The sequence below is a fragment of the Paenibacillus sp. 3LSP genome (assembly GCF_032465655.1).
GTDB classification, from domain to species: Bacteria; Bacillota; Bacilli; order Paenibacillales; family Paenibacillaceae; genus Fontibacillus; species Fontibacillus barengoltzii.
Window position 1 is genome coordinate 15,642 of the sequence record NZ_JAWDJI010000200.1, and the last position, 13,596, is coordinate 29,237.

Sequence of the window (13,596 nt, forward strand, 5' to 3'; positions counted from 1 at the left end):
TAGCTTTATACTGGGAGTTATTGCAACGCATAGATCCCGTTCATGCGCACATCCTATCTTTGTAGATGCAGGCGTCATTTCCGAAGAAAGGGTGAATACGAATGCGAGATTTTTCGTGGAAGTATTTTGCGATGACTGGAGATGTCGATGCTTACTTGCTTTACAAAGAAGCCAGCAGCGCGTATGAGGAGGAGGCTGCCGAAGAGCTGATTCTAGAGGAAGAAGCCGAGTAGTACGGATTTGGCGGGAGAGGCGAGTTTGGGGGAAACGAAATGCTCTACAGGGTGGAAGGAATTGTCATCCGCAGTATGGACTATGGGGAAGGCAATAAAATTATTACATTATGTACCGAAACGAGCGGCAAAATCGGGGTACTGGTGCGCGGCGCCAAAAAGGTGAAGAGCCGCCACGGGGCCCTGACTCAGCCCTTTACACATGGAGAATACGTGTTCTTCCGCCAAAACGGCGGATTGGGCACCTTGAACCAGGGTGAGATGATTGAGTCTCACTTTTCTTTGCGTGAGGACATTTTTCTCGCGGCCTATGCTTCGTATGCCTGTGAGCTGTTGGACAAGACCCTGCAGGATGAAGAGGTGGGCAGCTTCTGGTTCACTCAGTTGAAGGCTTGCCTGGACGGGTTATCGTCGGGCAAGGACCCGCAGATCGTCATCCATCTCTTCGAAATGAAAATCTTGCAGGCCGCAGGCTATGGACCTTCATTTGAAAGCTGCGTCTCCTGCGGGCGGGTCGACGATTCACCGCATGTCAGCCCGCGTCTAGGCGGGAGACTTTGCCGATCCTGCCGCCATCAAGATCCGGCCGCGATGCAGGTCACACCGGGCGTGCTTAAATTGCTTATGTTATTTGAAAAAATGGACCTGCGCCGGCTCGGAAACGTCGAGGTGAAGGACGAGACGAAACGGGAGCTAAAGACTGTGATGCGTGCCTTCATGGATATGCAGCTTGGGCTGAAGTTGAAATCCCGTCATTTTCTCGATCAACTGGACAAGTATGAAATTTGACGAACGAGCTAAAATTAGTTAATATATAAAAGACTTTCTCCCTCAAAATGTAATGTGCAAGAGGGAGAATTGTGCGTTGAACGGGAAGAGTAGCAAGAAGAAGTCTATGACCCCCTTTTTCTGAGTCGATGTTGAGGATCAGGAGAGGGAACAAGCGACCGGGGAGGGTGGGAGCCCGGATAGACGGTCTTGTGAAGCGGCAGCCCGGGAGCACAAACAGATCGTGAAAAGCGGATTTGCAGCCTTGGTCTCCGACAGGAGGCGGCGGCAAATCAAGTAGGGTGGAACCGCGGGACTTACAGCTCTCGTCCCTACGTCTGACAGCAGGCGTAGAGGCGGGGGCTTTTTATTTTCCCTTCTAGCCCATGCTTGCTGAACAAACCTGAAGGTTAGGAGATGAGGTTCGCCATGAGTATCAACTTTCAACAAATGATCTTGACGCTCCAGCAGTTCTGGGCAGAACAGAATTGCATCGTCGTGCAGCCGTATGACGTGGAGAAAGGGGCCGGTACGCTGAACCCAATGACGTTCCTGCGTTCGATTGGCCCGGAGCCGTGGAATGTGGCTTACGTGGAGCCTTCCCGTCGTCCAGCGGACGGCCGTTACGGGGAGAACCCAAATCGGTTGTACCAGCACCATCAGTTCCAAGTGATCATGAAGCCGTCGCCGGACAATATCCAGGAGATTTACCTGGAAAGCTTGAAGCGGCTCGGCATCAACCCGCTGGAGCATGACATCCGGTTTGTCGAAGACAACTGGGAGCATCCGGGCTTAGGCGCATGGGGTCTTGGCTGGGAAGTTTGGCTGGACGGTATGGAAGTTACGCAGTTTACTTACTTCCAGCAAGTCGGCGGGATCGAAACGAACCCGGTCGCCGTAGAAATCACTTATGGGATGGAGCGCCTGGCCTCCTACATTCAAGACAAGGAGAACGTGTTCGAGCTCGAATGGGTGGACGGCACGACGTACGGTGATGTTTTCCATCAGGCGGAATATGAGCATTCTAAATACACGTTTGAAATCTCCGATGTGAAAATGCTGTTTACGCTGTTTAACATGTACGAGCAAGAAGCGAACAAAGCAATGGAGCAGCATTTGGTGTACCCGGCTTACGATTATGTGTTGAAATGTTCGCATACGTTTAACCTGCTGGATGCCCGTGGGGCGATCAGTGTCACCGAACGGACAGGATATATTACGCGGGTGCGGAATTTGGCCCGTCAAGTTGCAGCAACTTATTTAGAGGAACGTGAGAAGCTTGGATTCCCGATGCTTCAGAAAGGGGGTGCTGCACGTGGCTAAGAATCTGTTGTTTGAAATTGGACTGGAAGAAATGCCGGCCCGGTTCATCCGCGCCGCGATGGAGCAATTAAAGGAGCGGACGGAGAAATGGCTGGAGGAATCGGTCATTCAACACGGAGCCGTTGAGGCTTATGCAACCCCTCGCCGACTGGCTGTCCTCGTCAAAGATGTGGCAGAAAAGCAAGAGGACGTGCATGAGGAAGTAAAAGGGCCTTCGCGTAAAATCGCCCTGGATGAAAACGGACAGTGGAGTAAAGCAGCACTTGGCTTTGCCCGCAGCCAGGGAGCCAGCCCGGAGCAATTTACGTTCCGTGAGGTTGGCGGTACGGAGTATGTTTATGTCAGCAAAAGCAAAATTGGTGTAGAGACATCGAGTCTTCTTGCTGACGGATTGCTGGGCATTTTGCAGGCGATGAATTTTCCGAAGAACATGCGTTGGGGCAATTACGACTTTAAGTTCGTGCGCCCGATTCGCTGGCTGGTGGCGTTGTTCGGCAAAGACGTCATCGAGCTTGAAATCGCTGGAGTGAAATCCGGTAACGTGACGCGGGGACACCGGTTCCTTGGAACGGAAACCGTTATCGAAGAACCTTCAGCTTATGTGGAAACGCTGCGCAGCCAGCACGTGATCGCAGACGTTAATGAACGTCAAGCTTTGATCCAGAACCAAATCGACGCCTTGGCTAAAGAAAAAGGCTGGCACATCGCCGTGAAGGAAGATTTGCTGGAGGAAGTCCTGTTCTTGGTCGAGACGCCAACGGTGCTGTACGGTACGTTCGAAGAATCGTTCCTGAACATTCCGCAGGAAGTGCTCATTACCTCGATGCGCGAACATCAGCGCTACTTCCCGGTACTGAATGCGCAAGGCAACCTGCTTCCTTACTTCGTCACCGTGCGTAACGGGAACAACACGTCGCTGGACGTGATTGCCCGCGGGAACGAGAAGGTGCTTCGTGCTCGGTTGTCCGACGCGAAATTCTTCTATGAGGAAGATCAAAAGTTGGCGATTAAAGACGCGCTGTCCAAGCTGGAAAGTATCGTGTTCCATGATGAGCTTGGTACGATCGGGGACAAAGTGCGCCGCATCCGTCGCAATTCCGAGAAGTTGTCGGCGATGCTGGGGACGGATACCGGAACAGCCGAAGCTGCTGCGCGTACAGCGGAAATTTGTAAGTTTGACCTCGTAACTCAGATGGTTTACGAGTTCCCTGAATTGCAAGGAGTTATGGGTGAAGATTATGCCCGTAAAGCCGGCGAACCCGAAGCGGTGGCCAGAGGGATCTTTGAGCATTATCAGCCGCGGTTTGCCGATGATGCCGTTCCTGCTTCAACCGTTGGCTCGATTGTCAGCATCGCGGATAAGATTGACACGATTGTTGGCTGTTTCTCCATTGGGATCATTCCAACCGGCTCCCAGGATCCGTACGGCCTGCGCCGTCAGGCTGCCGGCATCGTGCAAATCATCGTGGATCATAAGCTGTCCGTTTCACTTACGGAGATTTTCAAGCTGGCGCTGGAGACGCATCAACAATTCCGCGGGCTGAAACGCAGCGAAGATGAAATCATGAAGGATCTGCTGGATTTCTTTGGCTTGCGAGTCAGAAAGACGCTTTCGGACGAAAACCTCCGCTATGACGTTGTCGACGCCGTTCTGTCGGCGGGCTATGATGATGTTGTCTCGACGGTAGCACGCGGCAAGGCGCTGATGGAAGCGGTAGATGCGAAGGACGAGTTCAAAGCAACCGTTGAATCGTTTGGACGGGTCAGCAATCTGGCGGCCAAAGCCACCGGTGAGAAGGTTCGCTCCGATCTGCTCTCTGAACCTGCAGAACAAGCGCTGTACGAGGCATGGCGTTCGGTCTCGGATAAATACCGGGAGACGCTGGCTGCCCGCGACGCGGTTGGTGCGCTGGAACTGATCAGCGGATTAAAAGATGCGATTACCGTGTTCTTTGATGCCGTCATGGTTATGGCGGAGGATGATGCGATCCGGACGAACCGGTTGGCCTTGCTGGCGGCGATTGATGATGATCTCAAAGCTTTTGCCGATTTCGGCAAACTGGTTTGGGCATAATAGAAGGCAATGAAGCAAAAGTATGGCTGACGGCTAGCGATGGGCTTGCCGTCAGCCATCCATCGCTATTTAGCAAAAAACGAGAGTTTCACCTGAGTCTTGTTTAGATTCAGGTATTTCGAGGTTATATTGTATTACATGGAGGCGTGGTGGATGCGGATCGTCGTCGATGGGGATTCCTGTCCGGTTAAGGCGAAAATTGCCGAAACGGCTGGCAGATTTGGTGTACCTGTGATTATGGTGGCCTCATATGATCATGTTCTGCAGCCGGAACCGGGCGTGACGGTTGTCCAGGTGGATCGCAGCGGACAAAGCGCGGATATGTACATTGCCGCCCATGTAGAGAAGGGCGATATCGTTGTGACCCAGGACTACGGGCTGGCGGCATTGATCATCGCAAGAGACTGCCATGGGATTTCGCCGCGCGGTGATATCTATCATCCGGGAAATATCGACTATTTGCTCGAACGCCGTCATCACCATGCGAAAGCTAGACGGGTAGGGCATCGCGCTAAGGGGCCCAAGCCTTTTACCATCGAGGATCGTGAGCGGTTTGCCGACGCTTTGTCAAAACTTTTGCTTCGTTTGCAGGAGAATGTATAGTTTTAGCGAATTACTATTTACGTGTCACCCGAGAGCAGCAAAATGTCGGTGTTTTTGACATTTTGAGCAATACTCACGCGTGAAAGATGAAGGTGATTTGGATGAGTACCGGGCGTGGCATTCCGGAGGAAGTCATCGAGGCGGTTCTGCGTCAGCACGATATCGTCGATACGGTCAGCAAGCACGTTCATCTAACGAAGCAGGGGAAGTACTTGAAGGGGTTATGTCCGTTCCATTCGGAGAAGACCCCATCGTTTACAGTCACACCCGAACGCCAAATTTTCCATTGCTATGGCTGCGGCAAAGGCGGAAATGCCATCAAATTCAGGATGGAAATCGAAGGATTAACCTTTCCCGAAGCTGTCAGAATCATGGCGGACGAGGCGCATATCCCTTACGAGGATAAAGGCAGAAGTTACGCCGATACTCCGCGTAACCGGGAGTTGGAAGAGCTGCTGCAGGCCCATGAGTGGTCCTCCAAGCTTTATCATTATTTGCTCAAGAACACCGAATACGGGAAGCCGGCGATGGAATATTTGAAATCCCGCGGCTTTACCGACAAGGCCATCGATACATTCCAGATTGGTTACGCACCCGCCAGATGGGATACGCTCGTCCAGTTTTTGGACAAGAGATCATTTAATTTGGAAACGATGGAGAAGGGCGGATTGCTGTCAGCGAAGCAGGACGGTACCGGTTATGTGGACCGCTTCCGCGATCGGGTCATCTTCCCATTACACAACCGAAACGGCAAAGTCATTGCGTTTGCGGGCAGAGTGCTCGGCGACGGGCAACCGAAATACTTAAATTCGCCGGAAAGCAAGCTGTTTACAAAGAGCCGAGTTCTTTACAATTTGCATCAAGCCAAGAACGAGATCCGCAAGACAGGCCAAATCGTCCTGTTTGAGGGTTACGGCGATGTCATCAGCGCATGGGAAGCCGGAGTTCACAACGGTGTTGCTACCATGGGGACCGCTTTGACGGAACACCATGCGGCGATCATGCGGAGCCTTGCCGATGAGGTGTTGGTCTGCTATGACGGAGACTCCGCCGGTCAGGCTGCAGCCTTAAAGAGCATTCCGATCCTTGAAGGTGCAGGTTTTTCCCAAGTGAAAATTGCAATGCTCAGCGAAGGGTTGGACCCTGATGAATTTATCCAAAAGTACGGAGCCGAGCGGTTCCGTCATCAAGTTTTGGAAGGTGCGGTATCTTCCGTTAAATTTAGGCTTATATATCTGAGAAAAAACCATATACTGCTAGAAGAAGACGGAAAGATCGCTTATATCAAAGAGGCGATGCCGATTATTGCGGCGCTCTCCTCCCCAAGCGAACGCGAAATTTATTTGAAGGAGCTCTCCGCCGAATTGCAGGTGTCCTTCGACAGCTTGAAGCAAGAGTGCAACGAGCTGAGAACAGCTATGCAAAAAAAGGCAAATGCCGGGGATAATAAGCCCGAAAGGTGGAATAATGGTAGGCATAAAAAAGGGCAGGCATCCATGCCGACGTTGCTGCCCGCTTTTCATGTGGCGGAACGGAGACTGCTTTCATTCATGCTTCAGGACGAAGAGGTGTCCCGCTATGTAGGCGAACGCCTTGGGACGAACTTTAACATCGAAGATCATGTGGCGATTGCCGCTTATCTATACGCCTATTATGCGCAAGGGAAACCCCCGGATGCCAGTCGGTTCATTTCCTCGCTTCAGGATGAACGGCTTGAGCAGACGGTCATCTCGATCGCGATGATGGATACACCGGCTGAATGGACCACACAGGAGTTGGACGATTGTATCCGTGAAATTCAAAAGGTGCCGCTGCTGGAGCAGATCAAACGCAAGAAAGAGGAAATGGTATCGGCCGAACGGGCCGGTGACTATTTGCGTGCGGCGCAAATTGCAAGTGAGATTATTGCCCTAGAGAGACAGTAAGACGAACGGACTTTCGATGATGTTTCTAGGGAGGAGGGAGCCAGAAATGACGAATGATCAACATACTGAACTAGAAACGGAACTTACCTTAGAGCAGGTAAGGGATCAATTGATCGAACAAGGGAAGAAAAGATCATCCTTAACTTATAAAGAAATTATGGAGAAGCTTTCGCCTTTCGATCAGGATCCCGAGCAAATGGACGAGTTTTTTGAACAATTGGCCGATCTCGGCATCGACATCACCGGTGACGGCGACGACGATCATCGCAGTCGCGGCGATGGAGACGACTCGCATGACGATGATTTTAATTACGACGACGACCTCTCGCTTCCTCCGGGAATCAAAATTAACGATCCAGTTCGGATGTATCTGAAGGAAATCGGACGCGTCCCGCTGTTGTCGGCGGACGACGAAATGGAACTGGCCAAACGGATCGAGAAGGGGGATGAAGAGGCGAAGCGGCGTTTGGCTGAAGCCAACCTGCGGTTGGTTGTCAGCATCGCCAAACGTTATGTTGGTCGCGGCATGCTGTTCTTGGATCTGATCCAAGAAGGAAATATGGGCTTGATTAAAGCCGTGGAGAAATTCGACCACAAGAAAGGCTTCAAATTTAGTACCTATGCCACCTGGTGGATTCGTCAGGCCATTACCCGTGCGATTGCCGACCAGGCCCGTACGATTCGGATTCCGGTTCATATGGTCGAAACGATTAACAAGCTGATTCGGGTATCCCGGCAGCTGCTGCAAGAGCTGGGACGCGAACCAGCACCGGAAGAAATCGCGGCGGAGATGGATCTTAGCGTGGAGAAGGTCCGGGAGATCATGAAGATCGCCCAAGAGCCGGTATCGCTGGAAACGCCGATTGGGGAAGAGGACGACTCCCATCTTGGCGACTTTATTGAAGATCAGGAAGCCTTGGCGCCAGCCGACGCAGCGGCTTACGAGCTGCTGAAAGAACAGCTGGAGGATGTACTGGACACGCTCACTGAACGCGAAGAGAACGTGCTTCGTTTACGGTTTGGACTGGACGACGGACGTACGAGAACCCTTGAGGAAGTGGGGAAAGTCTTCGGCGTCACGCGGGAGCGTATTCGGCAAATCGAAGCGAAGGCGCTCCGTAAGCTGCGCCATCCGAGCCGCAGCAAGCGGTTGAAGGACTTCCTCGAATAGGTGTTAACGCCTGCAATCTTGACCTTCTGCAGCCAAGCAGCAAGGTCATTTTTGTTAAGCGGCGCTTTATGGACCTTATACTGTCGTGAACGGCTCTGAGTCTGCGAAGCGTCGCCCCTTACTTTTGGAATAATTTCCTTCTTTTTCTTTATTGGTTTTTATTTTACCGTTTTTCCCTGGGCAATGCAAATCGTTGTGCGTTGCTAGATGATGCGATTTGAGATGCCTCGGCACTTGAAGATCGCTTGCTCTTTGGCAGATCTGCTATTATCTATGGGTTAAGAAAAAATGGGTGGTGTAGAGAATCGACATGAAATTGTCAGCTAGATTGCAGCTCATTGCCGACTGGCTTCCGGCGGGATGCCGGTTTGCCGATATCGGATCAGATCACGCGCTGCTGCCCGTGGCTGCCGTGCGCAGCGGACAGGCGGTCTTCGCCGTTGCTGGCGAAGTGAATGACGGCCCGTTGGAAGCGGCCCGCCGCCAGGTGGCTGAGGCCGGGGAGACGGCACGCATCTCAGTCCGCAAAGGAGACGGACTTGCTGTCATTACCCCCGGGGAGGTGGACGTGATTACCATCGCCGGCATGGGCGGGGCGCTGATCTCCTCCATTCTCGATGCGGGTCAAGCGAAGCTGGCCGGTGTCAAGCGACTCGTGCTCCAGCCGAATGTTGGCGGAGAATTTGTCCGCCGCTGGCTACTTGAGCACGATTGGTATTTGGCGGAAGAGGCGATCCTGGAGGAGGACGGCAAAATTTACGAAGTGCTGATGGCCGAAGCCACGCCGGATGCCGAAGCCCGAAATGCGGAGCTCTACCGGGAACGCCAGCTGGCAGGAGGCCGAGTCAGCTTAACTCGCGAGCTCCTGCTTATGATGGGGCCTCGATTAACGGCAGCCCCGAATGAAGTCTTTTTCAAGAAATGGGAATCAGAGCTTCGTAAGTTGGAGGGGATTCGCCGGTCGGTGGCTTCTTCGACGTTGGAGGCTTCCCGTCAGAAGGAAGCGGAGCTCACTCGATTATCGGAGCAGTTAAAGGAGGTGCTGGCATGTTTGCCAAAGGACAAACAGTAGTGCAATACATGGAGCAATTAGCTCCCAAGCATGTGGCGATGGAGGGGGACAAAATTGGCCTCCAATTAGGCAGTCTGCAGAAGGAAATTCGCAATGTGCTTGTGGCATTGGATGTAAATGAGGAGGTTGTGGACGAGGCAATTGCTTTGGAAGCGGATCTGATTGTTGCCCATCACGCCATCATTTATCGTCCGCTGGCTCATTTGCAGAGCGATACGCCGATGGGAAAGGTGTACGAGAAGCTGATCAAAAACGATATTGCGGTATATATCGCGCATACGAACCTCGATGTCACCGACGGCGGGATGAACGACTGGATGGCGGAAGTCTTGGGCATTGAAAGTGCCGATTCGCTTGAAGATGTGCATACGGACAACCTGTATAAGCTGGTCGTGTTTGTGCCGAAGGATCATCACGAGCCGGTGCTTCAGTCGATGTTGAATGCTGGAGCAGGTCATATCGGCAACTACAGCCACTGCAGCTTCAATATCGAAGGCTTTGGCACGTTTAAACCCGGAGAGGGGACCGACCCATACATCGGCAGCCAAGGCAAACTGGAGCGGGTCGAAGAGGTACGCATTGAAACCGTTGTGCCGCACAGCCTGCGCAGCAAGGTCATTCAAGCGATGCTGAAGCAGCATCCGTATGAAGAGGTAGCCTATGATCTATACCCGATGGATCTGAAGGGGCGCACTTTTGGACTCGGGCGGGTCGGGAAGCTCACAGAGCCGGTTACGCTTCGCGACTTCGTGCAGCGCGTCAAGGAACGGCTGGACGTGCCGATGGTTCGTGTTGTTGGAGATTTGGACCGGCCGATTCGCAAGGCCGCGGTCTTGGGCGGTTCCGGTGGGCGGTATTGGAAGAGTGCTCAATTCCGCGGGGCGGACGTACTTGTCACCGGGGACGTCGATTACCATACCGCGCAGGATGCTTGGATGGCTGGAGTTGCCATCATCGATCCGGGGCATAATGCGGAGAAAATCATGAAGCCTCGCGTTGCGGCCTGGCTGACAGAAAAATTAAACGAAGGCAAATATGCGACCCGGGTACATGCTTCTCAGGTTAATACTGAGCCGTTTCGATTCATGTAAACAGGCGGCTAACATTACGAAAACAACGGTCTCCAAAGCTGGCAGGAAACGTCAGGTTTACCGTCAAATCGCTCTTGTCAGCAGACATCAATGTCTGTATACTAACTAGTGTTGCCTTACGAAAGTTTGACAGACAATCGCCGGCGGCTGCAAAGCCGCGGGAGGAAAGTCCGGGCTCCACAGGGCAGGGTGCTGGATAACGTCCAGTCAGCGCGAGCTGAAGGATAGTGCCACAGAAATGGACCGCCGATGGATTTCTCCACTTCGTGGAGGATCACAGGCAAGGATGGAACCGAGGTGTAAGAGACCCCGAGGAACGCTGGCGACTTCGTTCCTGGTAAACCCCACCTGGAGCAAGACCTAATGGGACGCAGCTTCTTCGCGAAGCGGCCTTTGCCCGAGGCGCGTCCGGGTTGGTTGCTGGAGCCGCTCAGTAATGTGCGGCCTAGATAGATGATTGTCACTCAAGGCGGGAGGGTGGTTCCCGTTATACCGCAACGAGTACAGAACCCGGCTTATGGCAAACTTTCATCACTAAAGGGAACATGACCTATATCAATGTTAAAGCCTCCGCATCGCTTGGATGTATCCAGCGATGCGGAGGCTTTTGGTTTAGAAAGTTATTTCGCGCGCTCTACTGCGCGATCCATTTTCTGTTGGACCGACTGCGGCCAGAACTGCAGCGGAGCTGCACTGCCGCCAGCAGCCTGCAACGCGGCATAGACGTCGATTTGCCCATATCCATAATATTTGTCCCGTCCTTTGTCACCTAAATCGATCACGTTCTTCCGGATGATGTCCATGACCTCGGTGTTCTTCAGGTCCGGATTGACCGATCGGATCAGAGCAGCAAGGGCTGCAACGTGCGGGCTTGCCATCGATGTCCCAGATAATGCGGCATATTGATTATCCGGATAGGTGCTGGCAATGCTTTCCCCTGGCGCCATCACGTCGATATAATCGCCGTAGTTGGAGAAGGAAGCCTTTTGCATATTATAGTCGGTTGCTGACACGGACAACACTTCCGGATAAGCTGCAGGGTAACCCGGCCGTTCGGTGTTATCGTTGCCCGTAGCCGCAATCAACACCACATCCCGCTCATAGGCGTATTTAATTGCTTCATGCAAAAATTGAGCGTCGGCGTAGTTGCCCAGGCTCATATTAATCACTTTGGCGCCGTGGTCGGTCGCCCAGATGATGCCTTGAGCCACCGAATAGGTTGTGCCTGAGCCGGATTGATCGAGCGCCTTGACCGGCAAGATTTTACCGCCCCACATCATGCCGGCGATCCCTTCGCCGTTGTTCACATTGGCGGAAATAATGCCCGCCACATGCGTGCCATGACCTACATCATCGGTGGGCTCTTGGTCCGGGTTGATCACATTGTATCCCTTCAGCAACCGCCCCTGCAGGTCGGGATGCTTCAAATCCACGCCGGTGTCTACAACTGCTACGATCACATCATTGCTGCCCTTGGATAATTTCCAGCCGCGATTCGTTTCAATAATCGGCAGGTTCCATTGGTATTCGGAGAACAGCAGATCGTTTGGAATCTCGGGAGTTTCTTCGGTACCTTGGGTGTCGGATACCTGATCGTCTTCGTAATAGTAACTTCCCGGGTCGTCCCAAATGCTGTCGCCGGTTTCATTGGTCAGATACAGATAATGCGGCTCGATATACTTCGGCTTCCATTTATTCTGAAAATATTGCTTCAACTGCTGCATGCTCATTGTATCCGAACGGAAAATGTAGGTGCTGTTCAGCTTCCGCGGCGGTTTGCCGGAGATGTCCGCCAACATCTGCTTCATTTGCTCGTCCGTAGGCTTGCTATGGAACGTCACCACGATTTCGTTTTCATAGTAATGGCTTGCTTTTTCGTTGTCATGTCCTGTTTTCACCGTGATGTCTTTCAGTGTGTCCGCATGCACCGATTCCACCTTGAACTTGCCTTCCTTCGGATAAGGGATCAACCGCAGGTTTTTATTCTGATGATCTTGCACCCGACCTAAGATCCCGATGTCCATCACCGCGATAATCCCTTGCTTTTTCCCTTTTACCGGCTCTGCGGCAATGAAATATTTTGGCTGCTTCTCCGGGAACGATGGCGATTCATAACTGCTTGATTTGCTTAACGCCTTTTTCGCGTACCCTAAATAGGTGTTGAGTTGCTTGCTTACAGCCGGGTCCGGTTTAAAATCCTCTCGCCGAAACTGCCGGGTTTGCCCTTTCGTGGCATCGTACCAGAGGATCGCCTGAAAATGCTTATGATCCTTCTGCAATTCCCGCGCAGCACGTTGCAGCTTGTCACCTATACTGCCGCCGGAAGAGCTTGCCGCAAGCGAACGAAGATGGCCCCGTGCGTCCATGCGAGATAACCGTTCGGTAGCGGTCATATCTCGCTTCAGCATGCTTTGCTTTAATTTCTGCTCCTCCGCCGGCTTTGGCACGGATAGTTGAGTTACGGAATTCCGCGGAGTCGTCTTGTCATTGTCTGAGGATGGGAAGAGAAGCGAAACCGCAGCTACTGCCGCGGCCCCCGTCAACCCCCAAGCGGCCCATCTGCGCCAGTTCATCAGTAAACCTCCTTTATTATATGTCCAATGTCCATAGCCATAGCGTGAGGTGATGCCCCTGATTTTATTCTTGAGGGATACCGTATTCTGTAAAATTGTGTTACGATAATTTCGTTAATGACTATACCGATCATTACAGGTGAAGGAGAATTGTTCGCATGCCACAAGCCAATAACATCAGGCAGTTGTGTGAAGCCACTCGAGAGAAATTAAAACAAGCGGTGGAGAAGCTTGAAACGTTCTTAAACCATCATTCTCTGCCGCAGCTAATGGAAGGCCAAGACGAAGACAGAGTATTGTTTTACCAAGGATTTTTGTCAGATCTGCGTCACCTGCTTGTGTTCAGTGAGGTTTGCTACGAGAAGCTAGGCGTTGCCCTCCGTCGCGGTACCTTTGACGAGGAAGCTGCTGAGAAAGTGCTGTACCATGTGTATCATGATTGCGTTAATAACTTCTTCTATCCTAAAAATGAAAGCTATTCCGAAGATGGCAGATACGCCTATACGGGTCAGGATGCCATTCGATTCCGCAAGAAACCGGTTCGCGCGGCGCGTGACATCGTGCTGGATATCACCGGAATTTTTGAGGAATTGCGGGACGATCTCAATTATTATGAGAGCGATTATTTAACCCAATTGCGATTAAACCGTTCCGCCAAATAAAAATGAAAATGAAACGACAAGATGCCGTGATGACGGCATCTTTTTATTATGGCTTTAGCCAGTTGAGCTCGCGAAGCGTGCGAAACAAAAAACCACCCGCT

11 protein-coding genes and 1 other RNA gene are annotated in these 13,596 nt (G+C 52.2%); 11 read left to right on the forward strand and 1 reads right to left on the reverse strand.

Going from position 1 to position 13,596, the window contains the following annotated elements; all coding sequences use genetic code 11:
- Nucleotides 1-101: 101 nt before the first annotated feature.
- The 10 genes from RW092_RS17075 to rnpB all read left to right on the forward strand — a co-directional run bounded on the left by RW092_RS17075 (nt 102) and on the right by rnpB (nt 10,793).
- On the forward strand, nt 102-233 hold the full coding sequence (locus tag RW092_RS17075; protein ID WP_316010777.1) for a YqzL family protein: 132 nt from the start codon (nt 102-104) through the stop codon (nt 231-233).
- 39 nt (nt 234-272) lie between these two features.
- A complete protein-coding gene (gene recO / locus RW092_RS17080) occupies nt 273-1,022 on the forward strand; it encodes a DNA repair protein RecO (protein ID WP_085169645.1) in 750 nt (249 codons plus the stop codon).
- A gap of 414 nt (nt 1,023-1,436) precedes the next feature.
- Nucleotides 1,437-2,324, forward strand: coding sequence for a glycine--tRNA ligase subunit alpha (glyQ, locus tag RW092_RS17085; protein WP_036645656.1), 888 nt, complete (start codon nt 1,437-1,439; stop codon nt 2,322-2,324).
- Nucleotides 2,317-4,398 carry a glycine--tRNA ligase subunit beta gene (gene glyS / locus RW092_RS17090; protein WP_316010778.1) on the forward strand — a complete coding sequence of 694 codons (2,082 nt, stop codon included), beginning with the start codon at nt 2,317-2,319 and terminating at the stop codon, nt 4,396-4,398. Before glyQ ends, glyS begins: the two co-directional genes overlap by 8 nt.
- 153 nt (nt 4,399-4,551) lie before the next feature.
- Nucleotides 4,552-5,001, forward strand: coding sequence for a YaiI/YqxD family protein (locus tag RW092_RS17095; protein WP_316010779.1), 450 nt, complete (start codon nt 4,552-4,554; stop codon nt 4,999-5,001).
- A 101-nt stretch (nt 5,002-5,102) separates the two neighbouring features.
- Entirely contained in the window at nt 5,103-6,926 is a 1,824-nt protein-coding gene (gene dnaG / locus RW092_RS17100; RefSeq protein WP_016311466.1) for a DNA primase, read from the forward strand.
- Nucleotides 6,927-6,972: 46 nt separating this feature from the next.
- Entirely contained in the window at nt 6,973-8,097 is a 1,125-nt protein-coding gene (gene rpoD / locus RW092_RS17105) for an RNA polymerase sigma factor RpoD (RefSeq protein ID WP_316010780.1), read from the forward strand.
- Nucleotides 8,098-8,407: 310 nt separating this feature from the next.
- Nucleotides 8,408-9,169, forward strand: a complete 762-nt coding sequence (locus tag RW092_RS17110) for a tRNA (adenine(22)-N(1))-methyltransferase (RefSeq protein WP_316010781.1) — start codon at nt 8,408-8,410, stop codon at nt 9,167-9,169.
- Nucleotides 9,145-10,260: a Nif3-like dinuclear metal center hexameric protein gene (locus RW092_RS17115; protein ID WP_085169642.1), complete on the forward strand. Its 1,116-nt coding sequence runs from the start codon at nt 9,145-9,147 to the stop codon at nt 10,258-10,260. The genes RW092_RS17110 and RW092_RS17115 overlap by 25 nt, the downstream gene beginning before the upstream one ends.
- Nucleotides 10,261-10,381: 121 nt before the next feature.
- Nucleotides 10,382-10,793: RNase P RNA component class A (rnpB, locus tag RW092_RS17120), an RNA gene on the forward strand.
- An 87-nt stretch (nt 10,794-10,880) separates the two neighbouring features.
- Here the strand turns inward: rnpB and RW092_RS17125 are convergent.
- On the reverse strand, nt 10,881-12,833 hold the full coding sequence (locus RW092_RS17125; protein WP_085169641.1) for a S8 family peptidase: 1,953 nt from the start codon (nt 12,831-12,833) through the stop codon (nt 10,881-10,883).
- A gap of 158 nt (nt 12,834-12,991) precedes the next feature.
- Here RW092_RS17125 and RW092_RS17130 point away from each other — a divergent pair, with 158 nt between their 5' ends.
- Nucleotides 12,992-13,495: a YpuI family protein gene (locus tag RW092_RS17130; protein WP_016311472.1), complete on the forward strand. Its 504-nt coding sequence runs from the start codon at nt 12,992-12,994 to the stop codon at nt 13,493-13,495.
- The last annotated feature ends 101 nt before the right edge of the window (nt 13,496-13,596 follow it).